The organism is Streptomyces kronopolitis (genome assembly GCF_014646275.1).
GTDB classification, from domain to species: Bacteria; Actinomycetota; Actinomycetes; order Streptomycetales; family Streptomycetaceae; genus Streptomyces; species Streptomyces kronopolitis.
On record NZ_BMND01000058.1, the window covers coordinates 1 to 23762 of the forward strand.

At 73.3% G+C, this 23762-nt stretch carries 27 protein-coding genes and 1 pseudogene; 6 read left to right on the forward strand and 22 right to left on the reverse strand.

What is annotated here, in order from left to right:
• The 6 genes and pseudogenes from IEY78_RS32125 to IEY78_RS32150 form a co-directional block, all read right to left on the reverse strand.
• Positions 1 to 245: pseudogene (locus IEY78_RS32125) on the reverse strand (hypothetical protein); the annotation flags it as partial.
• Positions 242 to 946, reverse strand: a complete 705-nt coding sequence (locus IEY78_RS32130; RefSeq protein WP_189104369.1) for an RNA polymerase sigma factor — start codon at positions 944 to 946, stop codon at positions 242 to 244. The gene IEY78_RS32130 and the pseudogene IEY78_RS32125, both read right to left, overlap by 4 nt.
• 34 nt (positions 947 to 980) lie before the next feature.
• Positions 981 to 1499: a hypothetical protein gene (locus tag IEY78_RS32135; RefSeq protein WP_189104371.1), complete on the reverse strand. Its 519-nt coding sequence runs from the start codon at positions 1497 to 1499 to the stop codon at positions 981 to 983.
• 191 nt (positions 1500 to 1690) lie between these two features.
• A complete protein-coding gene (locus tag IEY78_RS32140) occupies positions 1691 to 2746 on the reverse strand; it encodes an NAD(P)-dependent alcohol dehydrogenase (protein WP_189104373.1) in 1056 nt (351 codons plus the stop codon).
• Positions 2747 to 3019: 273 nt separating this feature from the next.
• Positions 3020 to 3367, reverse strand: coding sequence for a hypothetical protein (locus IEY78_RS32145; RefSeq protein WP_189104375.1), 348 nt, complete (start codon positions 3365 to 3367; stop codon positions 3020 to 3022).
• A 202-nt stretch (positions 3368 to 3569) separates the two neighbouring features.
• Complete coding sequence (locus IEY78_RS32150) at positions 3570 to 4139, reverse strand: PadR family transcriptional regulator (RefSeq protein ID WP_189104377.1); 570 nt, start codon at positions 4137 to 4139, stop codon at positions 3570 to 3572.
• A gap of 133 nt (positions 4140 to 4272) precedes the next feature.
• Here IEY78_RS32150 and IEY78_RS32155 point away from each other — a divergent pair, with 133 nt between their 5' ends.
• Positions 4273 to 4704 carry a nuclear transport factor 2 family protein gene (locus IEY78_RS32155; protein ID WP_189104379.1) on the forward strand — a complete coding sequence of 144 codons (432 nt, stop codon included), beginning with the start codon at positions 4273 to 4275 and terminating at the stop codon, positions 4702 to 4704.
• Positions 4705 to 4797: 93 nt separating this feature from the next.
• Here IEY78_RS32155 and IEY78_RS32160 read toward each other — a convergent pair whose 3' ends face one another.
• Complete coding sequence (locus IEY78_RS32160) at positions 4798 to 5004, reverse strand: ferredoxin (protein WP_189104381.1); 207 nt, start codon at positions 5002 to 5004, stop codon at positions 4798 to 4800.
• Positions 5005 to 5117: 113 nt separating this feature from the next.
• A complete protein-coding gene (locus IEY78_RS32165) occupies positions 5118 to 6356 on the reverse strand; it encodes a cytochrome P450 (protein ID WP_189104383.1) in 1239 nt (412 codons plus the stop codon).
• Between the two features lie 305 nt (positions 6357 to 6661).
• Here IEY78_RS32165 and IEY78_RS32170 point away from each other — a divergent pair, with 305 nt between their 5' ends.
• Positions 6662 to 7135, forward strand: coding sequence for a MarR family winged helix-turn-helix transcriptional regulator (locus tag IEY78_RS32170; protein WP_189104385.1), 474 nt, complete (start codon positions 6662 to 6664; stop codon positions 7133 to 7135).
• A 48-nt stretch (positions 7136 to 7183) separates the two neighbouring features.
• Here IEY78_RS32170 and IEY78_RS32175 read toward each other — a convergent pair whose 3' ends face one another.
• The 3 genes from IEY78_RS32175 to IEY78_RS32185 all read right to left on the reverse strand — a co-directional run bounded on the left by IEY78_RS32175 (position 7184) and on the right by IEY78_RS32185 (position 9194).
• Entirely contained in the window at positions 7184 to 8341 is a 1158-nt protein-coding gene (locus IEY78_RS32175; RefSeq protein WP_189104386.1) for a flotillin family protein, read from the reverse strand.
• Positions 8342 to 8352: 11 nt separating this feature from the next.
• Positions 8353 to 8604, reverse strand: a complete 252-nt coding sequence (locus IEY78_RS32180; RefSeq protein WP_189104388.1) for an NfeD C-terminal domain-containing protein — start codon at positions 8602 to 8604, stop codon at positions 8353 to 8355.
• Positions 8605 to 8966: 362 nt separating this feature from the next.
• A complete protein-coding gene (locus IEY78_RS32185; protein ID WP_189104390.1) occupies positions 8967 to 9194 on the reverse strand; it encodes a hypothetical protein in 228 nt (75 codons plus the stop codon).
• A gap of 481 nt (positions 9195 to 9675) precedes the next feature.
• On the opposite strand from IEY78_RS32185, the gene IEY78_RS32190 reads away from it, so the two are divergent.
• The gene (locus IEY78_RS32190) at positions 9676 to 10023 is read left to right on the forward strand and encodes a hypothetical protein (protein ID WP_189104392.1); all 348 of its coding nucleotides are present in this window, start codon (positions 9676 to 9678) and stop codon (positions 10021 to 10023) included.
• A 71-nt stretch (positions 10024 to 10094) separates the two neighbouring features.
• Here IEY78_RS32190 and IEY78_RS32195 read toward each other — a convergent pair whose 3' ends face one another.
• A complete protein-coding gene (locus tag IEY78_RS32195; RefSeq protein ID WP_189104394.1) occupies positions 10095 to 11318 on the reverse strand; it encodes a GDSL-type esterase/lipase family protein in 1224 nt (407 codons plus the stop codon).
• Positions 11319 to 11404: 86 nt separating this feature from the next.
• Positions 11405 to 11875, reverse strand: a complete 471-nt coding sequence (locus tag IEY78_RS32200) for a MarR family winged helix-turn-helix transcriptional regulator (protein ID WP_229700306.1) — start codon at positions 11873 to 11875, stop codon at positions 11405 to 11407.
• Between the two features lie 103 nt (positions 11876 to 11978).
• Here IEY78_RS32200 and IEY78_RS32205 point away from each other — a divergent pair, with 103 nt between their 5' ends.
• Entirely contained in the window at positions 11979 to 12674 is a 696-nt protein-coding gene (locus IEY78_RS32205) for a hemerythrin domain-containing protein (RefSeq protein WP_189104396.1), read from the forward strand.
• A 28-nt stretch (positions 12675 to 12702) separates the two neighbouring features.
• Here IEY78_RS32205 and IEY78_RS32210 read toward each other — a convergent pair whose 3' ends face one another.
• The 5 genes from IEY78_RS32210 to IEY78_RS32230 are packed head-to-tail and all read right to left on the reverse strand — an operon-like array spanning position 12703 to position 18026.
• Entirely contained in the window at positions 12703 to 13551 is an 849-nt protein-coding gene (locus tag IEY78_RS32210) for a class II fructose-bisphosphate aldolase (RefSeq protein ID WP_189104398.1), read from the reverse strand.
• Between the two features lie 59 nt (positions 13552 to 13610).
• Positions 13611 to 14534: a DMT family transporter gene (locus IEY78_RS32215; RefSeq protein WP_189104400.1), complete on the reverse strand. Its 924-nt coding sequence runs from the start codon at positions 14532 to 14534 to the stop codon at positions 13611 to 13613.
• Entirely contained in the window at positions 14521 to 15534 is a 1014-nt protein-coding gene (locus tag IEY78_RS32220; RefSeq protein ID WP_229700307.1) for an N-acetylglucosamine kinase, read from the reverse strand. The genes IEY78_RS32215 and IEY78_RS32220 overlap by 14 nt, the downstream gene beginning before the upstream one ends.
• A 30-nt stretch (positions 15535 to 15564) precedes the next feature.
• Positions 15565 to 16737, reverse strand: a complete 1173-nt coding sequence (locus IEY78_RS32225) for an SIS domain-containing protein (RefSeq protein WP_229700308.1) — start codon at positions 16735 to 16737, stop codon at positions 15565 to 15567.
• Positions 16734 to 18026, reverse strand: coding sequence for a D-tagatose-bisphosphate aldolase, class II, non-catalytic subunit (locus tag IEY78_RS32230; RefSeq protein WP_189104404.1), 1293 nt, complete (start codon positions 18024 to 18026; stop codon positions 16734 to 16736). The genes IEY78_RS32225 and IEY78_RS32230 overlap by 4 nt, the downstream gene beginning before the upstream one ends.
• Before the next feature lie 152 nt (positions 18027 to 18178).
• On the opposite strand from IEY78_RS32230, the gene IEY78_RS32235 reads away from it, so the two are divergent.
• Entirely contained in the window at positions 18179 to 18967 is a 789-nt protein-coding gene (locus tag IEY78_RS32235; RefSeq protein WP_189104406.1) for a GntR family transcriptional regulator, read from the forward strand.
• Positions 18968 to 18985: 18 nt separating this feature from the next.
• Here IEY78_RS32235 and IEY78_RS32240 read toward each other — a convergent pair whose 3' ends face one another.
• The 4 genes from IEY78_RS32240 to IEY78_RS32255 all read right to left on the reverse strand — a co-directional run bounded on the left by IEY78_RS32240 (position 18986) and on the right by IEY78_RS32255 (position 22686).
• On the reverse strand, positions 18986 to 19723 hold the full coding sequence (locus tag IEY78_RS32240) for an SAM-dependent methyltransferase (RefSeq protein ID WP_189104408.1): 738 nt from the start codon (positions 19721 to 19723) through the stop codon (positions 18986 to 18988).
• A gap of 272 nt (positions 19724 to 19995) precedes the next feature.
• Positions 19996 to 21231 (reverse strand): ornithine--oxo-acid transaminase, encoded by a 1236-nt coding sequence (rocD, locus tag IEY78_RS32245; protein WP_229700309.1) that lies wholly within the window; start codon positions 21229 to 21231, stop codon positions 19996 to 19998.
• The gene (gene ddaH / locus IEY78_RS32250) at positions 21231 to 22040 is read right to left on the reverse strand and encodes a dimethylargininase (RefSeq protein ID WP_189104409.1); all 810 of its coding nucleotides are present in this window, start codon (positions 22038 to 22040) and stop codon (positions 21231 to 21233) included. The genes rocD and ddaH overlap by 1 nt, the downstream gene beginning before the upstream one ends.
• Positions 22041 to 22176: 136 nt before the next feature.
• The gene (locus tag IEY78_RS32255) at positions 22177 to 22686 is read right to left on the reverse strand and encodes an Lrp/AsnC family transcriptional regulator (protein WP_189104410.1); all 510 of its coding nucleotides are present in this window, start codon (positions 22684 to 22686) and stop codon (positions 22177 to 22179) included.
• Between the two features lie 192 nt (positions 22687 to 22878).
• Between IEY78_RS32255 and IEY78_RS32260 the strand changes: the two genes are divergently transcribed.
• Positions 22879 to 23762, forward strand: an 884-nt coding sequence (locus IEY78_RS32260) for an ATP-grasp domain-containing protein (protein WP_189104411.1), incomplete at its 3' end; no start/stop codon positions are given.

Consider the following 23762-nt stretch of genomic DNA (forward strand, 5'->3'; position numbering starts at 1 on the left):
GGCCGGCGCAGGGCGGACAGCCGGCCGCGGCGCAGGTGCGGCCCGGGGGGTGCGGCGGGCCGCAGGTCCCGGATGCCGATGCTCTCGGCGCGGGCCGCCAGGGCCTGCCGCAGCCGCTCCTCGACCGGGCCGTGCGCGGCGGCGCCGCCGGGTGCGGGGCCCGTGCCGCCGGGGGGCGGGGGGCCGTCGCCGCGGTCGCCGGGCAGGCCCCCGGTGCGATCGGTGCCCGTGCCGGAGCCGTTCATGACCGCGCCTCCAAGATCTTCTCCAGCGAGTCCAGCGCACGGCTGGCGAGGGACTTCACCGCGCCGCGGCTGATGCCCAGCGTCGTCGCGATCTGCGCCTCCGTCAGCTCGCCCCAGTAGCGCAGGACGAGGACCTCACGGCGGCGGGCGGTCAGCCCGCCGAGCGCGGCGAGCACCTCCCGATGCTCCTCGTCCAGCACGATGCGCTCCTCGGCGGACGGGGCGTCCGCCTCGTGCGGCGGGGTGTAGTTGCGCGCGGTGCGCCGGCGCCGCAGCACCGAGCGGGCGGCGTTGACGACCGCGGTGCGCAGATAGGCCAGGGCGTTGTCGACCTCGCCGAGCTGTTCGCCGTGCCGCTTGTAGAGCGCGGCGAACGCGTCCTGGACGACGTCCTCCGCGGTGGCCCGGTCGTCCACGAGCAGCACGGCCAGCCGGACCATGGCCAGCCGGTGGGCGTGGTACAGCTCGCTGATCGTCGGCGCCGGGTCGGGCGGCGCGGGGGCATGGCCGCCCGACAACCGGGCGCCGGCGCCGGGCGGTTCGCCGTGCGCCGGGTGCCCGCCCGGGCGTCCGGCGTACGGGGTGTCGCGGCGGGCGGCCACCGGGCGGACGGTGCGCAGCAGCCACCGCCACAGGGCAGGCCGGGGCCCCGGCACGGCGAACCGTACCGGGGCGAGGGGCGAACCGGCGGAGAACTCCATCACTTCCTCGGGACGCGGCGGCCGGGCGAGGGGTTCAGCCGCGCCGGCGGCGGAGCGCGTAGACGGTGCCGCCGCCCGCGGCGATCAGGGCGGCGGCACTGCCGCCGAGCGCCATGGTGGTGCCGGACGAGGCCCCGGTGCGGGCGAGTTCGCGGCCCTTGCCGCCCGGAGAAGAGGGGGAAGGAGTGGGCGGGGCGGTCGGGGCCTCGGGGTGGGCGGGGGTGCTGGAGGGCCGCGGGCCCGGGTGGGCGGGGGTGCTGCTCGGCCGCGGGCCGGGGGAGGTGGGGGAGGCGCTGGGCCGCGGGGGCGCGGAGGGACCGGGCGTGGCCGGCGGGGGCGTCGGGCTGTTCCCGTCCGTAGTGGGCGTCGCGGAGGCCTGGCCGGCGTGCGCGGGCCGCGGCTGGGGTGCGGCGGCGTGCGCGGGGGCGGCGGCCGACAGCGTGGCCAGCGCGAGCGCCGCGAGCAGTGCGTCGGCGGCCGCGCCGCGGGGCAGGGGGCGGGCGGCGGACGGCCGGGATCCGGCGGCGGGGCGGGGGGTACGGGTGGACTTCACGGTCGGCTGCTCCACGTTCGTCGGCGGGGTGGCGCCCGGGAGGCGCCCTCACCCGTCACGACGTGCGGCCGGGGCCGGGGTTGCCGGTGGCGGCGGAAAAACTTCCCGGATGCCGCGCGGCCCCGCCCGGGGCGGCACGCGGGCCGCCCCGGGCGGGGCCGTACAACGGGGTCGTACCGGGGGTGCGGGGCTCAGATCGTGGACGCGTCGATCACGAAGCGGTAGCGGACATCGCTGGCCAGCACCCGCTCGTAGGCCTCGTTGATCCGGTCCGCGGAGATCACCTCGATGTCGGCGGCCAGCCCGTGCTCACCGCAGAAGTCGAGCATCTCCTGGGTCTCGGGGATGCCGCCGATCATCGAGCCGGCGATCGACCTGCGCTGCGGGATCAGGGCGAACGGCGCGACCGGCAGCGGACGCTCCGGGGCGCCGAGCTGCACCAGGGTGCCGTCGGTGCGCAGCAGCCCGACGTAGGCGTTCAGGTCCAGGTCGGCCGAGACCGTGTTGACGATCAGGTCGAAGGTGCCGGCCAGCTGCTCGAAGGTGGCCGGGTCGGACGTCGCGTAGTAGTGGTCGGCGCCCAGCCGCAGCCCGTCGTCCTTCTTGCGCAGCGACTGGCTCAGCACGGTGACCTCCGCGCCCATCGCGTGCGCGATCTTCACGCCCATGTGGCCGAGACCGCCGAGACCGACGACGGCCACCTTCCGGCCGGGGCCGGCCTTCCAGTGGGCGAGCGGCGAGTAGAGGGTGATCCCGGCGCACAGCAGCGGGGCGGCGGCGTCCAGCGGAATGCTCTCGGGTATGCGCAGTGCGTAGTTCTCGTCGATGACGAGATGGGTGGAGTAGCCGCCGTGGGTGGTCTCGCCGTCCCGGCCGGTCGCGTTGTACGTGCCGACCATGCCCAGGTCACCGGTGCAGTACTGCTGCAGCCCGGCGCGGCAGTTCTCGCACTCGCGGCAGGAGTCGACGAAGCAGCCGACGCCGACCCGGTCGCCCGCGCGGTAGCGGGTGACCTCGGCGCCGACCTCGGCGACCACACCGGCGATCTCATGGCCGGGGACGATCGGGAAGTTCCCGCCGTCGCCCCACTCGGCGCGCACGGTGTGGATGTCGGAGTGGCAGATTCCGGCGTACTTGATCTCGATGAGGATGTCGTGGGCACCCAGTGCGCGGCGCGGAATCGTGATCCGCTCCAGCGGTGCCTTCGGGGCGGGTGCGGCGTACGCGGCGACAGAGGTGTGGGTCATGCCAACGACAATGCGTCGTTCCGCTTGCCCGAACCAGTGCCCCCTTGAGCCTATGCATGGTGTGCCTGGCACTGGCGGAACCACCCAGCGGCCGCGACGCCGGACTCGCGCATCGGGCCGCGCCGGAGCAGCCGACCCGGGTGAGTGTCGCGCAGGATCTCCGCCGTGAACAGGGCCGCGGCCGGGACGTCCCGCCCGCGGCCTGTTCGGTGGCTCACCGCGCCGCCGCGCGAGGAGTCCGGTCGGCGGCCGGCGCCGGCTCGGGGGACCGGCTCAGGAGAAGACCACCGAGCGCAGCTTCAGCAGCTCCGAGGCGCGGCCGCCGTTGGGCCGCAGCGTGTAGGAACTCCCGGTGCAGTCGGGGCCGGTGAAGACGGTGGCGACGGACGAGGTGTAGTTCTTCGGGGAGTGCGCGGGCAGCACGTTCGGATCGGTCACCTCGGGCAGCGCGAGGCAGGCCCGGCTCTGCGGATCCGACAGCAGGCTCACGCGCGGGGTGCCGTCCGGGTCGTTGTACACGTAGGTGAAGGGGCCGGTGGACGCGCCGGCGGAGGAGGCCGGCAGGGCGAGTGCCAGGGCGAGGGCGCTGACGGCGGTGGCGGCGGTGTGGCGAAGGCGCATGGGGCAGGTCCTTTCATTCCGTTTCCGTGCGGAATGTGTGGTGCCCAGGCATACGACCCGTGATGTCCGTTGTCACACGAAGGAGTTCGGCCGGGACTCCCGCGCGGTTGTTGTTCGGACGCGGCCGGGAGGCCGGTGGCGGAACCGGCCGGCGCCGCCCCGTAGCCGTGCCCCGCGGCCCCGGCCGTGGTCCGCCGGGCCGTCAGGCGCGGTCCGGTGCGTCCGCGCGCGCCCGCAGGACGCCGGCGATCCGCTCGCACCAGTCGCGGGTCTCGCGCTCGAAGCCCAGGCCGCGCAGGCAGGTGAGGTACGGGCCGATCCGCGTGCCGTGGGCCAGGAACTCCGCCTCGTCCGCGCCGCCGCGCAGCCGGACCAGCAGCTGCTCGAAGATCTCGACCTTGGCGGCGGCCATCCGGGCCCGCTCGCCGAGCTGCCCGATCACCGGCGCCGCGTCGATGCGGTCCACGGCCTGCACCTTGACCAGCAGGTCGTCGCGGATGAAGGACGGCCGGGACGCGGCCGCCGCGAACCGCTCCAGCTCGGCCAGGCCCTCGTCGGTGACCCGGAACAGCCGCTTGTTGGGCCGGGTCTCCTGCACCACCTGGCGGCCGGCGACCAGCCCTTCCGCCTCCAGCCTGGTCAGCTCCGCGTAGAGCTGCTGCGGCAGCGCGTGCCAGAAGTTGGCGACGCCGATGTCGAACGCCTTGGCCAGCTGATAGCCGCTGAACTCGCCGTCGAGCAGCGCCGCCAGCACCGCGTGCTTGAGAGCCATCTCCCCGGCCACCCCTTCCCATACTCAAGAATATGACTAATCATAGTCGCGACTAGGGGAGCGCGGGGGCCGAGCGCCGGGACCACGTCCGGTCCCGGCCGGTTCGCTGCCCGGCCGAGGCGAGGAGGAACTGATGGGGACGACCGCGGACCGCTTCAAGGCGGCGGTGGAGGCACGGGAACTGGGCGCGCTGGACGAGCTGTTCACCGAGGACATCCGCCTCTACAGCCCGGTGAAGTTCACCCCGTTCGAGGGGCGGCCGATGGTGCTCGGGCTGTTCGGGGTGCTGCTGCGCACCTTCGAGGACTTCCATTACGTCGGCGAGCTGGCGGGCAGCGCGCAGACGGCGGCGGGCGCGGACGGCGGCACCGCCGAGTCGACGATCCTGATCTTCCGGGCCACCGTGCGCGGCAAGCAGATCCACGGCATCGACCTGCTGCAGTTCGACGAGGCGGGCCGGATCAAGGAGTTCACGGTGATGGTGCGGCCGCAGTCCGCGGTGCAGGCGCTGGGCGAGGCGGTGCTGGCCGGACTGGTCGAGGACGGGCTGGTGCCGCAGCCGTAAGGGTCTTGAGGGCAGCCCCCAGGGCGCGGGCCCGCGGGCCGCGCACCGCCGACCGGAGCGCGGACCGCGGGCCCGCGCGTCCGGCGGGGAGCGTCAGACCCGCTCGGTCTGCTCCACCGTGATCGCGGCGGCCGGGCAGATCGCCGCCGCCTCCTCGACCGCCTCGTGCAGCGCGGCGGGCGGTTCGGCGTTCAGCAGGACGACGATGCCGTCCTCGTCCCGCTGGTCGAAGACGTCGGGCGCGGACAGCACGCAGCTTCCGGCGCCGCAGCACTTGTCCTGGTCGATGAGCACGCGCATGGTTCTCTCCTGGTCGGACTGCCCGGCTGTCCTGGGGCCGGGGCGGACGGGTGGTGACGGGAGGACAGAGGTGCGGCGGGGGCCGGTCGGTTCCGGCCGGCCCCCGGCGCGGTTCACCACGCGATGGGCAGCGCGTGCACCCCGTAGATCCCCATGTCGTGACGGAACGGGACGTCCTCGAAGGGGATGTCGAGCCGGAGTCCCGGCAGCCGGCGCAGCAGCGTCTCCAGGGCGATCTGGAGTTCCACCCGGGCGAGCGGCTGGCCCAGGCACTGGTGGATGCCGAAGCCGAAGGCCACATGGCGGCGGGCGTCGCGGCCGACATCGAGGCCGCCGCCCCCGGGGAAGGCGTCCTCGTCGCGGTTGGCGGTGTTGAGGGTGCACACCACGCCCTCGCCGGCCCGGACGGTGACGTCGCCGACGCGGACGTCCTCGGTGGCGACTCGGGGCAGGCCGTTGTGCACGATCGTCAGATAGCGCAGCAGCTCCTCCACCGCGCCCTTGATCAGCGAGGGGTCCTCGCGCAGCCGGGCCAGCTGGTCGGGGTTGCGCAGCAGGACGAGCGTGGACAGCGCGGTCATGTTGGCCGTGGTCTCGTGGCCGGCGATCAGCAGCAGCCGTCCCATCGCGGCGATTTCGGCCGAGGTCAGATCACCGCGGGCGACCAGCCGGCTGATGATGGCGTCGTCCGGCCGGTCCCGCTTGGCGTCGGCGAGCCGGACCAGATACCCGATCAGCTCGTCCTGCGCGGCCCGTACCTCCTCGCGGGTCGAGCGGAGGCTGAGCAGGATCCCGCTGTGCCGCTGGAAGAACTCGTGGTCCTCGTACGGGACGCCGAGCAGCAGGCAGATCACCAACGACGGGAGCGGCAGCGCGAATTCGGCCACCAGGTCGGCCGCGCCGCGCCCCTCGGTCATCCGGTCGAGCAGCTCATCGGTCAGGCGCTGCACCTCGGGGCGCATCGCCTCCATCTTCTTCACCATGAAGTCCGCGGTGAGCATCCGGCGCAGCCGGGCGTGCCCGGGGTCGTCCATGCGCAGGAAGGTCGGGTCGGTGCCGATGACCTCCCGCCCGCCGGCGGTGAAGAACGGGAATCCGGGGCGGGTCGCGTCGGCGCTGAACCGCGGGTCGCCGAGGACCTGCCGTACGTCCTGATGCCGGGTCACCAGCCAGCAGGAGGAGCCGTCCCACAGCGTCGCCCGGGTGACCGGCTCCTCCCGGAGGGCCCGTTCGACGCCGGGTGCCGGGTCGAAGGGGCAGCCGGCGGCTCGCGTCGCCGGGAGGCCGAGTGCGGGGAGGGTGGTGCCCGGCTCGGTGCCGGGGTCCGTGTCGATGCGTTCTGCGGTCGTCATACGGCGGGTCCTTCCACGTACGGGTCACGGCGCTGCCGTGGCAGTCGGTGCGGGTGGCGCCACTCCTCGAAGGGTCTGCCGGGACCGTCTGAGGGTCTGCTGGACCGTCTGATGGACCTGAGCGGTGAGGGACCTAAGTAGTTACCTAAGTTAAGCAACTAAGGGAACGCTAACTCACCCCGGACGGGGGAGGGAAGGGGAGATCGCGAGCCGTCCGAGGTTGGCTCAAACCGAGCGGAGGCCCGGCCCGGAGCGGGTCGGCGCAGCGGGGTTTCCGGTGTCCTATGGACGGCTAAAGTGCCTGCATGCCGGACCCCGGAAGAGACCAGGACCCCACTGCCGCACTGCAAAGAGTGCTGGCCACGCTGTCCTATCTGCTCACCCGCTCCCGGGCGCACGAACGCCAGGCCGCCCAGGCGGGGGTCACCGCGGCACGGTCCGACCTGTGGCTGCTGATGGCCCTGGAGGGCAGCGGGGGCGTCAGCCGGGTCGGCGATCTGGCCGACCTGCTGATGGTCGAACCGCCCCATGTCACGCGCCAGATCGGCCAGTTGGAGTCGCAGGACCTGGTCGCCCGGACCCCCGACTCCCTTGACCGCCGGGCCCGGAAGGTGGCGATCACCCCGCACGGCAAGGCCATCCTCAACCGGCTGCAGAAGACCAGCCAGGCCGGTCTGCACGAGGCGCTGGCCGGCTTCGACGACGCCGACATCGCCACCACCGTCGCCGTGCTCAACCATCTGGTGGCGCACGCCCGGGAGAAGCACCGGCGGGCCTGAGCAGGTGGAGGGTGAACGGGGTGGGGCAGGGCCCCACCCCGTCCGGTGTCACTCGATCTCGACGCGGCCGCTGTGGCCGTTGTCCTTGCCGGTGGTGCCGTTGCGGTCGGCGGAGTGGTCCGCCTCGGGGGTGCCGAGGTTGCGGCGGACCGAGTCCAGGATGGTCAGACCCTGGCCGACCAGGCCCGCGGCGATCTCGCCGAGGCCGTCGGTGCCGTTGAGGACGTTGACGTTGGCGTTGGCCAGGCCCGCGGAGGCCTCCTTGACGATCTGCGGGAGCTGGTCGATGAGCATCCGGTCCAGGGCCACCCGGTCGTGCGAGGCGGCGGCCTCGGCCTGGATCTTCATCCGCTCGGCCTCGGCCAGGGCCAGCAGCCGGATGCGCTCGGCCTCCGCCTCGGCGGGCTTGACGACCTCGGCCACCAGCTCCTGCTGGCGCAGCAGGGCCGCGCGCTCGGCGAGTTCGGTCCGGGCGGCGAGGACCTCCTGCTGGGCGTGGGCCTGCGCCAGCGGACCGGCCTGCGCGGACCGGGCCTTGGCGCGGTCCACCTCGGCGGCGTACTCGGCCTGGACCACCGCGGTCTGCCGGGAGTACTCCGCCTGGTTGCGGACGGCCTCCTGCTCCGCCTCGGCCGAGGCCTGGGTGGCCTGCGCCTGGGCGATCTGCGCCTGCCGCTGGATGGCGGCCTTGTGCGGGGCGGACATCGCCTCGATGTAGCCGGTCTCGCCGTCGTCGATCGACTGGATCTGCAGCGAGTCGACGATCAGACCGATCTTCGCCATCTCGGTCTTCGAGGTCTCCAGGACCTCGGTGGCCAGCTTCTGCCGCTCGGTGACGATCTCCTCGACCGTCATCGAGCCGATGATGGAGCGCAGATGACCCGCGAAGATCCGGCCGGTCAGCACCGACATCTGGTCCTGGTCGGACAGGAACCGCTGGCCGGCGTTGACCACGCTCTCGGTGTCGTTGCCGACCTTGAACGCGATCACGGCACGCACCGTCAGTGCGATGCCCTGCCGGGTCACACAGGTCTCCGAGACCTCCGCCTCGCACATGGCCAGCGTCAGGAAGCGGACCTTGCGGAAGACCGGCAGCACGAATTTGCCGTGTCCGGTGACCACTCGGAACGGCGCGCCCCCCTGTCCACGCCTGCCTCCCGAGATCAGCATCGCTTGATCGGGGGCAGGAACGCGGTAACCGAACATCCTTCGTCTCCTCAACCGGCGTCGCCGGCATCGCCGGGCAACGCGTCCAACGGATCCGCCCACTCCATGACGTCGACCTGGCGACTGCCACGGGACTCGATCACGAGCACGGTGGCCCCTACCGGAAGGGGCTCGGCGGACCAGGCGAGAAAGGCCTCCGTGCCGCCCCTGATCCGCACCAGGACCTCACCGGGACCGGCGGCTCCACGTGTGCCGATCAACAGCACTCCCGTACAGCCGATCACGGCATCGTCCTGTGCCATCGGCGGCGGCCCTCCCCCGTTACGTTCCTGGTGAAACGACCATAGCGCTCCGGCGGGCGATGGCCTATGGGGGGATCACGGCGCGTTGTGGCCGCGGGGCGCGTCCGCCGGAAACGCGCGGAGAGCGGAGTGAATTGCGGGTGCGGATTCCGGGTGGCCTTTTTGGCCGGTCCGTGGAAAGGGTCGTTCCGTCCACGGGGTGTCGCATTGTCGTCCACGGCCTGGCGGAGGTAATGCGGAACCGGCCCCTCCGTACCGGGTGGCGGGGAAGGGCCGGTGCGGAGGGGCCGGTGGGGAGGTGGGCCGGGGAGACCTGCGGAGCGGGGAGCCCCGAAGTGTGCGGCCGGACCGGTGCGTTGCCGTTACGGGCTGGTGGCGATGACCGTGCCGCCGACCCAGCAGCCCTGGCTCGCGTCGGCCCAGTACGTGACCGTCGATCCGCCCTTCCAGGACATGGCGCACTCCACGCGGGCGGTCCCCGCCGACGCCGATGCCGGGGTGGCGGCCGCCGCGGACTGCACGGGGACGGCGAGCAGGCCGAGGCCGCCGATCGCCGCCACCAGGGTGAGCCGCCGGACGTTTTTGCGCATGCCGATCTCCTCTGCGTTCGGAGTGAAGAGGGGCAGCCGGCCGGGTGTGCAGAGCGAATTGCGCAATCCAGGCAAGCTGCGCTCGCCTGGATTGTTCACCGGCCCGCTCTAGGGAATCACCTAGGAGTCGCACCGTAGGCTTCGAAAGGAGCCGGAAGGCGTGCGGAGCCTCCGGTCGCGGTGAGATCAGCCGGGATCGGTGCCCCGGACGCCCGACCTCCGACTCGCCGGAGTGTGCCACCGAACGCCCCTGCCGCAGGCGACTTTCTCCTGCCCGCCGGTAAGCAGCATGCGGTGCATGACGGGTTGACAGAGTTCCGGGACCAGGGATTTCGCGAGCGGGATGTCGAGAGCAGAATTTCGAGGTCGCATGTTTCTGCGGAGTCCTGAAGAATTCTCGGAATGCACGCCCCGGCGCGAAAAGCGGCATCGCATGATACGAGTGAATTCGCAGGCGGAGCTGACAGCAGACGGAGGGTTCGTGCGCAATCGAGAAATATCACTGACGCCGGGAGCTGCGCCGCAGGAGGCCCTGGGCGTCGCCCGCGCGGCGCTGGAGCGGCACGGCTACCACTGGGTGCCGCAGACCAACAGCAGCGCGGAGGTGCGCGAGGGCGAGGGTGAGGTCCGCAGCAAGCTCTTCACCGGCCGGCTCTGCATGAGCCTGTCCGTACAGGGCGACCGGCTGGTCATGGAAGCCGAGACCAACGGTCTGGGACTGGCCGCCACGACCGGTGCCCCGGCCGCCACGGTACGGATCCGGAACAAGCTGAACCACTGTGCGGACATGGTGGGCAGCGCGCTCGCCCAGGCGGGGCTGGCCCGCTGACCGCGGATTGCCGCTGACCGGCCGAGGCGCCTCGGCCCCCGCCGAGGTGCTTCGGCCGGCGCGCGGGCGTCTCAGGCGGCCGGGCCCGCGAGCGGTCCGCCGACGCGGAAGGCCAGGTCGGCGAAGCGCGTGCCGATGCGGCGGTGGGTGGCCGCGTCCGGGTGGAGCCCGTCGGGCAGCGGCAGTTCGGCGTGGTCCGCCTCGCCGTAGAGGTCGCGCCCGTCGAGGTAGGACAGGTGCGGGTCCTCGGCCGCCCGCTGCCGCACGATCCGGTCCAGCTCGGCACGGATGACGCCCAGCGTCAGCTTCCCCGCGGCCCGCTCCGCGGGATCCCCCGCTGCCCGGAACTGCAGCTCACCGCCGCGGAGATTGCTCAGGTCCGGGAGGCTGGGGCCGGGGGTGTCCTCGTGGACGGGGCAGTGGATCGGGGAGACAACCAGCAGCGGTGTGTCCGGGTGTCCCTCGCGGATGGTGTCGAGGAACCCGTGCACGGCCGGGGTGAAGGCGCGCAGCCGCATCAGATCGGCGTTGACCAGGTTGATGCCGATCTTGATGCTGATCAGGTCCGCCGGGGTGTCCCGCAGGGCGCGGGCGGTGAAGGGGTCGAGCAGGGCGCTGCCGCTCAGGCCCAGGTTGATCAGTTCCACCTTGCCGAGGGAGGCGGCCAGCGCCGGCCAGGTCGTGGTGGGACTCGCGGCGTTCGACCCGTGGCTGATCGAACTCCCGTGGTGCAGCCACACCGTGCGGTCCCCCTGCGGCACGGCCTCGACGGGGGCATCGGTGCGCAGGGCGACCAGCTCGGTCACCTCGTTGTGCGGCAGCCAGATCTCGACGACCTTGAGCCGCTCGGGCAGACCGCCGAACCGCACGGTGCCGGGCGGGCCCGGCTGGAAGTCCACGGACCCGGTGGTCATGTCCACCAGCCGGACGTTTCCGCCGGCCGTGCCGCCCTGGCCGGTGAGCTGGCCGTCGACGAGCAGGTCGTAGACGCCCTCCGGGCGCGGCGGGGCGCCCCGGTACTCGATCCTGGTGCGGAGCGTGTCCAGCTCGACGGCGGTGGCCCGGGTCCGGAACACCAGCCGCACACCCGAGGCCTGGGATTCCGCCGAGGCCAGCTGGCCGTCGTCGCACTGCGCGCGGGCCCGGGCCGGCAGCCGGTGCGGCAGCAGGCCGTGCGCGGTCCGCTCCAGATCGAGCGCGCCGCGCAGCAGGTCCGCGGTGAGGGGCGTGGTGCTCCAACCCGGCGCCGGGGGCGCGTCGCAGGAGTCGGGATCGGGGGCGTGCTCGCGAGTCATGCCCCCAGCCTGTCAACCGGTTGCCCGATGCACACACTGTTTTCGTCGGTGGGACGGCCGGGAACCGGTGAACTCGCCGCGGGCGGCTAGCGCTTGCCCGCCGCCCCTTCATGGCGGTCGAGTGCGGTCAGCAGCCGGCGCAGCGAGGCCCTGGTGCTCGCGATCTCCTCGTCCGGCAGGTCGGCGAAGAGCGTGCGGTGCAGGGTCGTCGCCCGGTCGGTCACCCGGGCGAGCGCCTCGGCGCCGCGTGGCGTCAGGGCCAGCAGGGGCGAGCCGCGGTGATCCGGGTTGGGCGCGTACGCGGCGAGTTCGAACGCCACCAGGTCGTTGGCGACCCGCTGGATGTTCTGGCGGCTGACGCCCAGGCGGCGCGCGGCCTGCGGAACGGTGAGCGGGTCCTCGCAGACCACGCTCATCAGCTGCCACCGGGCCTGGGTGAGCCCCTCCGCGGCGGCGGTCTGCTCGCCCAGCCGCCGCAGGGCCCCGGCCGCCTCGAAGACATCGGCGATCAGCAGGGCGGTCTCGTCCGGCACCGTGTGCGGCACCTCGTTCGGCATGGCACGCCACCTCTCTTGGCACCCCTTGGCACCTATTGACAACATATTGCTAGTGAAGCAACATGTTGTCATCGTACGGGAAAGGCGACCCGAAGGACAGGCCATGCCCAGAACCGATCTCTACCGGAACGTACACATGGGGCAGCGCTCGCGGCTGTTCACGCTCGCCGTCGAACTCGGCGCCGCGGACATGTCCCGGGGCGGTGCCGCCGCCGAGCAGGCGCACCGCTGCCTCGCCATGACGCAGGAACTGCGCGAGCACGCCGACCACGAGGACACCTACATCCACCGGCTGCTCCGGGAGCGGGCACCGGAGGCGGCCGACGCGCTGGAGGCCGAGCACGTCCGTCTCGACGCGACCTTCGCCGCGCTGGACGAGCGGGCGCGGGCGCTGCCCGGCACCGCCGCCGACGCCCTGCCGGACGCCCGGCACGCGCTCTACCTGGCACTCGGCGAGGTGATCAGCGCCTATCTCGCGCATCTGCACCTGGAGGAGACGGTCGCGATGCCGGCGCTGTGGCAGTCCGCGAGCGAGCAGGAACTGCGCGCCGTGTTCGACGCCTTCCACTCCTCGCAGACCCCCGAGGAGGCGCTCACCGACCTGCGGCGCATGCTGCCCGCCCTGCCGCCGGCGGACCGTGCGGCGATCGTGCGCGAGGTCGTCGACGGCGCGCCGGAGCAGGCCGGCGCCACCCTCGCCGCGGTCTCCACGACCCTCGGCCCCGACCAGCGCGACCGCCTCTACGACGACCTCGGCGCACCGGAGGTGTGGGCGCTGCGGCGGGCCGGAACGGCGTAGTCCCGTGCGGTGCGGCGGCCCCGCCCGGTCAGGCCGCCAGCGCGGTGAGGAGGTCCCGCACGGTGGCCGCCACGGCGTCCCGGGCGGGGCCGAGGTAGCGGCGCGGATCGGTCAGCGCCGGCTCCTCGCGCAGTACGTCGCGGACGGTGTGGGTCAGCGAGACGTTGAGCGCCGTGCCGATGTTGATCTTTGTCATGCCGGCGCGGACCGCGGCGCGGAGTTCCGCGTCGGGAACCCCGGACGAGCCGTGCAGCACCAACGGGACCGGGACGGCCTCCCGGAGGCGGGCGATGAGCGTGTGGTCCAGGTGCGCCGACCGTCGCGTCATGGCGTGGCTGCTGCCCACCGCGACCGCCAGGGCGTCCACCCCGGTGCGCGCCACGTAGTCGGCGGCCTCCGCGGGGTCGGTGCGGACCCCGTCGGCGTGCGCGCTCGCGGGGGAGTCGGGTTTGCCGCCCACGTACCCCAGTTCGGCCTCGATCCAGAGGCCGGCCTCGTGCGCCCACCGTGCCGCCGCGGCGGTGGCGGCGAGATTGTCGGTCCAGGGCAGCGCCCCGGCGTCGAACATGACGGAGGAGAAGCCGGTGGCGGCAGCCTGGTGCAGCAGGCCGACGTCGGTGACGTGGTCGAGGTGCAGCGCGACGCCGACCGCCGACGTGCGGGCCAGCGAGGCGGCCGCCAGCGCGAGGGGCGCGAGCCGGCCGCCGTGGTAGCGCACGGCGTTCTCGCTGATCTGCACGATCACCGGCCGGCCGGCGGTCTCGGCGCCCGACACGATGCCCTCGGCGTGCTCCAGGGTGATGGCGTTGAAGGCGGCGACGCAGCCGCGCCCGGCGGCGGCGCGGCCGACGAGGTCTGTGGTGGGGACCAGGGGCATGGCGTACTCCTCGTACGGGGAAGGCCCGACGCGGGGCCGGGCGGTCGGCGGGCGGCGGCTCAGGGGCCGGCGGCCGACGGCTCCGTGGGCCCGGCGGCGTCCCCGCGCTTCTCGTCGGCGTAGACCATCAGCGTCGATCCGCCGAGGGCGAGCACGATGCCGACCGTCGCCCAGATCGTCGGCAGCGTCCGGTAGATCAGCAGCGACAGCACGATCGTGAGGACCGGGGCCAGGGCGTTGGTGATCGGTGCGACGACGCTGGCCTTGCCGCGGCTGAGCGCCATCACCAGGAACAGCGCGCCCACGGCGTTCAGGATCTGGGTGCCGGCGGTGAGCGCCGGGGCCTGCCAGGGGGCGTCGGGCAGCCCGCCCATGATGAGGACGGCGACCGGCACGAGGAGCAGCCCGCTGAGGGTCATCCAGCCGAACGTGGTGGCGTCGTTGACGCCGGCGAGCGCGGCCTTGCGCATGAAGAACGCCTGCGATCCCCAGGCCACGCAGACGAGCACGGCCAGCGCCGGCCAGGAGCCGGTGGCGACCGAACCCCCGGCGCCCGCCGGGATGCTGAGCAGCACGATGGCGACCAGGGCGGCGATCACCCCGGCGACGGCGAGCTTCCCGATCCGCTCGCGGAGCAGCGCGACGGCCATCAGGACGGTGATCACCGGCGAGAGCGAGACCACGGGGAAGATCAGGTACGCGGGGCCGTTGGACAGCGCCTGGAACAGCAGGAGTTGGCCGCCCGCTCCGGTGAGTCCGGCCGCGAGCCCGTACACCGCGGCGATCGGGCGGCGGTCGAACCGTCCGCGGCGCAGCGCGATCGTGCACGGGACGAGCATGGTGAACGCCCAGATGACGTAGATCATCTCGTTCGGGTAGCCGTACCGGTCGCTGGGCTGGCTGGAGAACGCGCCCCAGACTCCCCAGAACAGCACCAGCAGTCCCGCCCAGAGGATCCAGCTGTTCTTGTCACGCGTCGTCATGGCCGACCTCCGCGGTGGTGGGGTCCGAGGCGGCGCGCAGGGCGGCCAGCGCCTCGGTGCCGAGAGGGGTGCCGGCCAGCTTGGCCGCGTAGAGCGCGGCGCCCACCACCGGTTCGAACAGGGGGTGGCGCAGCTCGTACGCGGCCGCGCCGTTCCCGAGCGCGGCGGTGAACGCGTCGCGCACGAGGGCCGAGCGGAAGACCCCGCCGGAGTAGGAGACGGGGGTCGTCTCGTCACGGGAGAAGCCCAGCCGGCGCCGGGCACTGTCCACCAGCAGGGCCAGTTCACCGCCGGCCTCGGTGAGGAGGGCGGCGGCCGCGCCGTCGCCCGCCCCGGCGGCCTCGACCACCACCGGGGTCAGCGCGGCGATCTCGCTGCGGTGCCCCTGCCAGCGGTTGAGCACGATGTCGATCACTTCGAGGTCCGCGGTCAGCGCGAGGTGGCGGCGCAGCAGGTCCGCGAGCGGTCCCTCGGGCAGCCGGCCGTCGCTCATCCGGGAGAAGAGGTTCAGCGCCCGGGCGGCGATCCAGTACGCCGAGCCCTCGTCGCTGAACAGCTCGCTCCAGCCGCCGGTGCGCACCCCGCGGCCCCGCCGCTCGCCGTACGCCATCGAGCCGGTGCCGCTGATGACGTTGATCCCGTCCACGGCGCCCAGCGAACCGGCCCAGCCGCAGATCATGTCGTTGTCGCAGGTGTAGCGCCGGTGCCCCAGCACCAGGCCGGGGGCGGCGTCCAGCGCGGCGAGGTCACCGGGGACCTCGCCGTACCCGGGCAGGCCCAGGAACGCGTGGTCGATGTCCGCGGGGGTGAGGCCGGCGGCCCCGGTCACGGCGCCGATGCCCCGTTCGAGGACCCGTACGACGTGGTCGACGCCGCCGGCGGCCTGGTCCGCGAAGTAGTAGGCGCCGTCACCCAGCGCCCGGGCCCGGACGGTGCCCGTGCTGTCGATCAGGCAGAAGGCCGTCTTGGTGCCTCCGCCGTCCACACCCAGAAACATCATTGTTCCTCCGTTCGGCTTTCCGGGACGCGGTTACGCGAGGTCGTCCCGACCCCCGGGGAGCGGGTGCACGGTCACGCCCCGCACCACGCGGTTCACTTCCCCCGACGGGAACGGGTTGTCGGGCCGGATGCCGTGCGCCAGCGAGGACCGCAGCGCGATCAGCTGCGCGGTGAGCACGGCGGGCAGGGCCAGGGCGGTGTCGTCGGCGTCGGCGAGCCCGGGCAGCAGCCAACTGCCGTCTTCCGGCAGCCCGTCAAGGGACGCGGTGACGGCCACGACGCTGCCGGGTGCCAGGTCCGCGCGCAGCTCGGCGAGGATGTCGAGGTCGTAGCGGCGTGTGTAGGGGTCGTTGGAGACGTAGACGAGGACGGCCGTGCGCGCGGTCAGCACCGACTTGGGGCCGTGCCGGAAGCCCAGCGCGGACTCCGCGGACGCGACGAGCGCGCCCCCGGTCAGCTCCAGCAGCTTCAGCGCGGACTCGTGGGCCAGGCCCTTCAGCGCGCTGCTGCTGCCGAGGTAGACCATCCGCTCGGGCCGGCGGGCCAGCAGGGTGTCGATGGCCCGGTCCAGGCCCCCTGCCGTGAGGTGCTCGGCCGCCGCGGCCGACGCCTCGACGCCGCCGGTGTCGAGTGCGCCGAACGCGAGCAGGCACGCCACCAGCATGCCGGTGAAGCTCGACGTCATGGCGAAGCCGCGGTCGTTGGCCGCGGCCGGCATCAGCAGCACGTGCGACGCGGCGTGCGCGCGGTGCGTCCGGGCCAGCTGCCCGTCGCTGTTGCAGGTGAGGACGAGGTGGTGCACGCGGTGCAGGACCTGCTCGGCGAGGCGGGTGGCCGCGACGCTCTCCGGGCTGTCCCCGGAGCGCGCGAAGGACACCAGCAGGGTGGGCACGTCGTCCGGGAAGGCCGCGCGGGGGTCCGCGACGATGTCGGTGGTGGACACCGCGTCCACCCGCCGGCCGGTGGTCCGGGCCAGTGCCGCCCGGACGACCTCCCCGGCGAAGGCCGAGGTCCCGGCTCCGGTCAGGACGATCCGCAGCTCCCGCTCGGCGAGCAACGGGCCCAGAAAGGCGTCCAGTTCGGCCCGTGCGGCCGTGAGGTCGGCGCCGATCTCGCGCCACACGGCGGGCTGCTGGGCGATCTCCGCGACCGTGTGGTCGGCCCCGTCGCCCCGGGGCGACGCGTGGGGAAGGGAGGTGGTCACACGTACTCCTCGTCTCGGATGCGGCATGCGCGGTCGTAGTCGCGCAGGACGTCCCGGATCCGGTCGACGACCAGTTCCCGGGGCGCCGTGGTCAGGTCCCCGGACCGCACCCGCCGGTACTGGTCGGGCAGATGGGCGCTCAGCAGGGGAAGGGGGATGTCGAGGGCCGAGAGGTGCGCGAACAGGCGGTCCTGCGCGGCGGCGATCTCGGGGTCGGGCCAGTAGTAGCGCACGCGGTCGCTGTAGCTGTAGCGCCGGGCCAGCCGCTGCTGGGCGGCGCCCCCCTCGTAGTACCCCGCCCACTCGGCGGGGTCGTCGCGCATCCGGCGGTCGACCACCTCGGGGAGCCCGGACCGCGCCTGCGGGTCGACGAGTTCGTCCTCGATGGCGGCCAGGGCGAACAGGGCCTCGCGCAGCGCGAACGTCAGACCGGGGCCCACCTTGAGCACCGCCCAGTGGTCCGCCACCAGGGCGGCCAGCCCCTCGGCGGTCTGGTAGTCCGTCGAGTGGGCCTCGAAGACCATGTGCGGCTCCCCGGCGAGCACGTCCCGCAGCTCGGTCGTCCGCTCGTGCCGGTAGTCGACGACCTGGCGGTGGTCGAACTCGACGCCCGGCTGCACGACCAGGGCCCTCACCCGGGGCCAGGCGCCGGCGACGCGGTGCGCCGCGAAGGCGTCGCGATGGCGCGCCAGGGTGCGGCGGGCGGCCCGGGGGCTGGTGGGCGCCACGCCTTCCAGCGTCTCGTGCGCCCCGCCGGGCACCGGCACCTCGGTACCGATGACGTAGCGCAGGGCGGCGGCGGAGCGGCCCGCGGTCCGCTCGGCCACGGCCACCAGGCGCGCGGTGCGCTCGGCGACCACCTCGTCCGTCAGCGGTGCGGGGTCGCCGGCGCAGGAGAAGCTGCAGTCGAGGTGGATCTTCGTGAAGCCGGCCCGGACATACGCCGCGACGAGGGCGTCCGCCTCGGCCATCGCCTGCTCCGGCGGCTGTGCGCGCCACCGGTTCGGTCCCAGGTGGTCCCCGCCGAGCACGATCCGCTCCGGCGGCAGACCGTGTGCGGCGGCCGTGCCGTGCACCAGCGCGCGGAAGTCGTCCGGCCGCATGCCGGTGTACCCGCCGTACTGGTCGACCTGGTTGGAGGTGGCCTCCACCAGCAGGGGGCCTCCCGAGGCGCGCGCCTGGCGCACGGCTGCCTCGATGACCAGCGGGTGGGCCGAGCACACGGAGGTGATGCCGCGTGGCTCACCCGCCTTCTGGTCCCGCACCACTGCGTCCAAGGGGTTCCACATGATCCGCTCCAAGGTTCACCGAAGAGCGCGCGGCCCAAATCGGAACGTATGCCTCCGGAAACGACATCGGCATGCTATTGGTATGCACTTTGGTCGTCAATGGCCCGTTTCTGGTATTGAACTGGCATGCACCAAACTGGTATATGTCTGGTATGCCATCGGACAACGCTCTCCCGCAGGGCCTCCTGGGCGGCGACTCCCTGCCCCTGTACTCCCGGATCGCCGGTCGCCTCCTGGACGACATCACCGCCGGCGGCGCCCGGCCCGGGGACCGCCTGCCGTCCGAACGGCTGCTGGCCGGCCGGTACGGTGTCTCACGCGTCACCCTGCGCAGCGCGCTCGGTGAACTGGCCGAGCGCGACATCATCGAGTCCGCGCCGGCCCGCGGATGGTTCCTCGCCCAGGGCTACGAGCGCGCGGTCCCGTCCCCCCGGCCGTCCGCCGCTCCCGGGGGCGGCCAGACGGTGCAGGGCTTCGCCGACTACGCCGAGCAGTACGGCTTCCGGCTTCGCGACGAGGTCCTGGAATCCCGGGTCCGGGCGGCCACCGTCCAGGAGTCCGAACTGCTGCGCGTCACCCCGGGGGCCGCCCTCTTCGAGATGCGCCGGCTCCGCTTCCTCGACGACATCGTCGTCGTGCTGGAGCACAACCGGCTGCCCCTCGGGCTGTGCCCGCAGCTTGCGGAGACCGACTTCACCAAGGACACCCTGTTCGCCAGTCTCCGCCGCGCCGACCCGCCCCAACTGCCCAAGGTCGCCGACTACTCGGTGGAGGCCCGGCACCCCACGGAGGAGGAGGGCAGGCTGCTGGAGATCACCGACGCGACCCCCGTCCTGGTCGCCACCCAGCTCGCCTTCAACCAGAACGGCCAGCCCCTGGAGCTGACCGCGGCGGTCTTCCGCGGCGACCGGTACCACTTCCGGGCCTCGATCACCGGGTGAGCGCGGGCCGGCGGACGGCTACGGCAGCTCGTCGCGCCGGAACAGCGCCGTCCACAGGAACGGCTCGCCGAAGTGCGGGGAGTCCGGGGGCTCGTCGTGCATGCGGCGCAGTACGCGTTCCGTCAGGCCGGCGAAGAGGTGGCGCAGGGATTCCGGGGTGTAGGCCAGGCCGCCCTGGAGGCCGCGGCCGCGGTAGAAGTCGCGGTCGTCCAGCTCGGAGCCCATCGCGCCGGCCGCGAAGCAGGTGAGGGCGAAGTGGCCGCCGGGGGCCAGGCACCGGTCGAGCAGGGCGAGGTAGCCCGGGCGGCGGTGCGGCGGCAGATGGTGGAAGCAGCCGGAGTCGTAGATCAGGTCGTACGGGCCGCGCAGTGCGGTGCCGGCGAGGGCGAAGGCGTCACCGCGCAGGAAGCGGACCGGTGACGAGGTCTCGGCGGCCCGGTCCCGGGCCCAGGCGAGGGCCGCCGGCGAGAGGTCGACCGCGTCCACCTCGAAGCCCGCGGCGGCGAGGTGGAGCGCGTTGCGGCCCGGGCCGCAGCCCAGGTCGAGGGCGCGCCCCGGGGTGAGCAGCCCGCGGTCGAGCCAGGAGACGAGGTTCTCGTCGGGCTTGGCCGCGAAGAACGGCACCGGCTTGGAGCGGTCCGCGTAGAAGCCGTCCCACCAGGAGGCGGCGTCGGCGGTCCAGCGGTCGGCCTCCGGTGCGAACAGGCCGTCCAGGAGCGTGAGTACATCGTCGAGGGTGCGCAGGTGGCGGTCCATCAGGTCCCCTTTCCCGGTGCCTCGATGGTAGGCCTGGAGGGGGTGAAAGCCCAGGTCAGGCAGTGTGGCGGGAGGCTGTGGGGAGGGGCGTGCGGGCCGCCGCGGCGGCGGGGCGGGGCCGGGGCGCGGCAGGGGTGCCGCCGCGTCCCGGCGGCCGTCGGAGGGCGTCCCGGGGGTGTTTTCACGGGACCCGGGGCGGGTTTCTCAGCGAACCGCCGGGCAGACCCAGGTGCGGGTCTGCCCGGCGGTCACGGGACGGGGAGGGGCGCGGGTCAGATCAGTACCCGGGCCAGTGAGCCGAGGGCCGCGTCCAGTTCGTCGGCGGTGATGGTCAGGGGCGGGGCCAGGCGGATCGTCGAGCCGTGGGTGTCCTTGACCAGTACGCCTTCCTTCATCAGGCGTTCGCTGATCTCGCGGCCGGTGCCGAGTGCGGGGTCGACGTCCACGCCCGCCCACAGGCCGCGGGAGCGGAAGCCCGTGACGCCCTTGCCGGTCAGCGCGGCCAGGCCGGTCCGCAGCCGCTCGCCGAGTTCGGCGGCGCGGCGCTGGAACTCGCCGGTGGCGAGCAGCTCGATCACGGCCGAACCGACCGCGGCCGCCAGGGGGTTGCCGCCGAAGGTCGAGCCGTGCTGGCCGGGGCCGAGCACGCCGAGCACCTCGCGGCGGGCGACGACCGCGGAGACCGGGACGATGCCGCCGCCGAGGGCCTTGCCCAGCAGGAGCACATCGGGGACCACCGACTCGTGCTCGACGGCCAGGGTCGTGCCGGTGCGGCCCAGGCCGGACTGGATCTCGTCGGCGATGAACAGGCAGCCGGCCCGGCGGGTCAGTTCGCGCACACCGGTGAGGTAGCCGTCGTCGGGGATGAGGACGCCGGCCTCGCCCTGGATCGGCTCGATCAGCACCGCGGCCGTGGTCTCGTCCACGGCCGCCTCCAGCGCGGCCAGGTCGTTGTAGGGGACGGTGCGGAAGCCGGGCGCGAAGGGGCCGAAGCCGGCGCGGGCCTCCTCGTCGTCGGAGAAGCCCACGATGGTGGTCGTCCGGCCGTGGAAGTTGCCGCCGGCCACCACGATCGTGGCGCGGTCCGCCGGGACCCCCTTGACGTCGTAGGCCCACTTGCGGGCGACCTTGATGCCGCTCTCCACCGCCTCGGCGCCGGTGTTCATGGGCAGCACCATGTCCAGGCCGGTCAGTCCGGCGAGGGCCTCGGCGAAGCCGGCGAGCCGGTCGTTGTGGAACGCGCGGGAGGTGAGGGTCAGTTGATCCAGCTGGCGGTGCGCGGCGTCGATCAGCGCCGGGTGCCGGTGGCCGAAGTTCAGCGCCGAGTAGCCGGCCAGCATGTCGAGGTAGCGGCGCCCCTCGACGTCCTCGACCCAGACGCCCTCGGCGCGCGCGACCACCACGGGCAGCGGGTGGTAGTTGTGCGCCAGGACCGGGCCCTCGGCCTGGATCAGCTCCGCGGACGAACGGGGAGCGAGCACCGGGGCGGTACGGGTGGGAGCGGTCATCAGCGGATCTCCTGGGTGCAGCACTTGATGCCACCGCCGGCCTTGTGGAACTCGGACAGGTCGACGGGGACGGGGACGTAGCCCCGGTCGGTGAGCCGGCCGATGAGGCCGGTCGCCTGCGGGGCGATGAACACATGGCGGCCGTCGGAGACGGAGTTGAGCCCGAAGGCCATGGCGTCGTCCCGGTCGGCGAGCACCGCCCGCGGGAAGAGGCGGGCGAGCACTTCGCGGCAGCCAGGCGAGAAGGCCTCGGGGTAGTACGCGATGTTCTCCTCGTCGAGCACGAAGAGCGCGGTGTCGAGGTGGTAGAAGTGCGGGTCCACCAGCTGGAGGCTGATGGTCGGCACCCCGAAGAACTCCTGCACCTCCTGATGGGCGGCGGGCGTGGTGCGAAAGCCGGTGCCGGCCAGCACATAGGGGCCCGCCGGGACCAGATCGCCCTCACCCTCGCACACCGACTCCGGACGGTAGACGTCGAAGCCGGCGGCCTTGAACCACGTCTCGTACGCGGTGGACTCCGGCCGCCGCTGCGGCGCGTGGAAGAGCGAGCCGAAGACCCGCCCGGCCATCACCAGGGCCGAATTCGCCGCGAACACCATGTCGGGCAGCCCGGGCACCGGCGCCACGGCCTCCACCGTGTGCCCGTGGGCGCGGTAGGCGGCGGTCAGCGCCTCCCACTGGCGGGCCGCCAGCGCGGTGTCCACCGGTGCGTCCGTGCGCATCCAGGGATTGATGGCGTACCGCACATCGAAATGCCGGGGCTCGCAGACCAGAAAGCGCCGCGGGCTCGAAACACGACTCGTCGACACAGAAACATCCCTCCGCTCCTGCCCTGACAGACCGTAAAGGGTTGTCACCTGGGGTGTTTCCACGGTACGGAGCAGGGGATTCCGGCAACAAGCGACAAATGCTGCGTGCTCGTGCAGGAATGCTGCGTGTAGATGGCTATTTCTGCACGATGTCTGCGCCTCCCTGATCGAGAGGGCCCCGGGCCCCCGCCTCCGGGCTGTCCGGCAGCAGGTGGGACAGCACCATGTAGCTGATCGTCTTGCGGATGAAGGGCTCGGCCCGGATCCGTTCGAGCACCTCCTCGAAGTGCTCGACATCGTTCGCCCGCACATGCAGCAGCGCGTCCGCGCCCCCGGTGACGGTCATCGCCGCCGCGATCTCCGGATGGTTGCGGACCACCTCCGCGAGGCGGCGGGGCGGGGCGGCGCTGTCGCAGTAGACCTCGACGTACGCCTCGGTCAGCCAGCCCAGCGCGGACGGCCGGACGGTGGCGCTGAAGCCGGTGATCACGTCGTTCTCGCGCAGCCGGTCCACCCGCCGTTTCACCGCGGTGGCCGACAGTCCGACCGCGCCGCCGATCTCCGCGAAGCTCGCCCGGCCGTTGTCGATCAGCGCCGCGATGATCTTGCGGTCGAGCTCGTCGAAGGGTGCGGCCTTGTGGGTCACTGGACCTCCCGTTGCATCCGGTCCCGCTGCGTGCTGCCCGGTCCGCCCGGTGGCGGTGGCCTCACGGTAGCGATTCCGGCCACCGGGCACATGGGCCCACGGCGCTGCCCGGGCCCCGCATGGGATCCTGGTGCGTCATGGATCTGCCGGACGGACGGTGGACGGACGTGCGGCGATGACGAGGGTGCCCCGATGAGACTCTGCTTCCTGGTGGAGGAGCAGTACCGCCACGACGGCATGCCCCTGGACGTGATCCGCCAACTCGGCGCCTGGGGACACCAGGTGGACGTGCGGTGGCCCGGCCGCTCGCTGATATCCCTGTCCGAGGAGATACGGGCGGGCAGCCACGACGCCTGGGTCCTCAAGACCGTCTCCGGCGGCCCGGGCCTGACCCTGCTGGAGGCCGCGGCGTCGGCCGGGCTGACGACGGTGAACGACGTCCGGGCGATCCGCGGGGTGCGGGACAAGGCGCTGGCCGCGGTGATCGCCCGCGATGCGGGGCTGCCGGTCCCCGTGACGTACGCGGCGGCCCGGGCCGAGGAGTTCGCGGAGATACCCGCGGCGCAGTTCCCGCTCGTGGTCAAGCCCGCGGACGGCAGCTCCGGGCGCGCGGTGCGGCTGGTGGCGGGCCCGGAGCGGCTGCGGGAGCCCGCGGCGCCCGGCGCGGCGGCCCCGGACGGGGACGGCGGCGGGCTGCTCATCGCCCAGCCCTACGTCCCCAACTCCGGTACGGACCTGAAGGTCTACAGCGTCGCCGGCGAGCTGTACGCCACCGAGCGCTGCTCGCCCCTGCACCCCGCGCACGCCGTCCGCGAACGCCAGGTGCCGCTGACCGCCGAGGTCGCCCGGATCGCGGCCCGGATCGGCGAGGTCTTCGGCCTCGACCTCTACGGCGTCGACATCCTGCTGGGGCCCGACGGCCCGGTGGTCGTCGACATCAACGACTTCCCCAGCTTCCGCCAGGTGCCGGACGCGGTCGCCCGGGTGTCCGCCGCGGTGCTGGAACTCGCCCGGCGCGGGACCGGCGGGCCCGGCCCCGGAAGGGCGGCGGGGGCCGCCGCGGAGGCCGCGCGCAC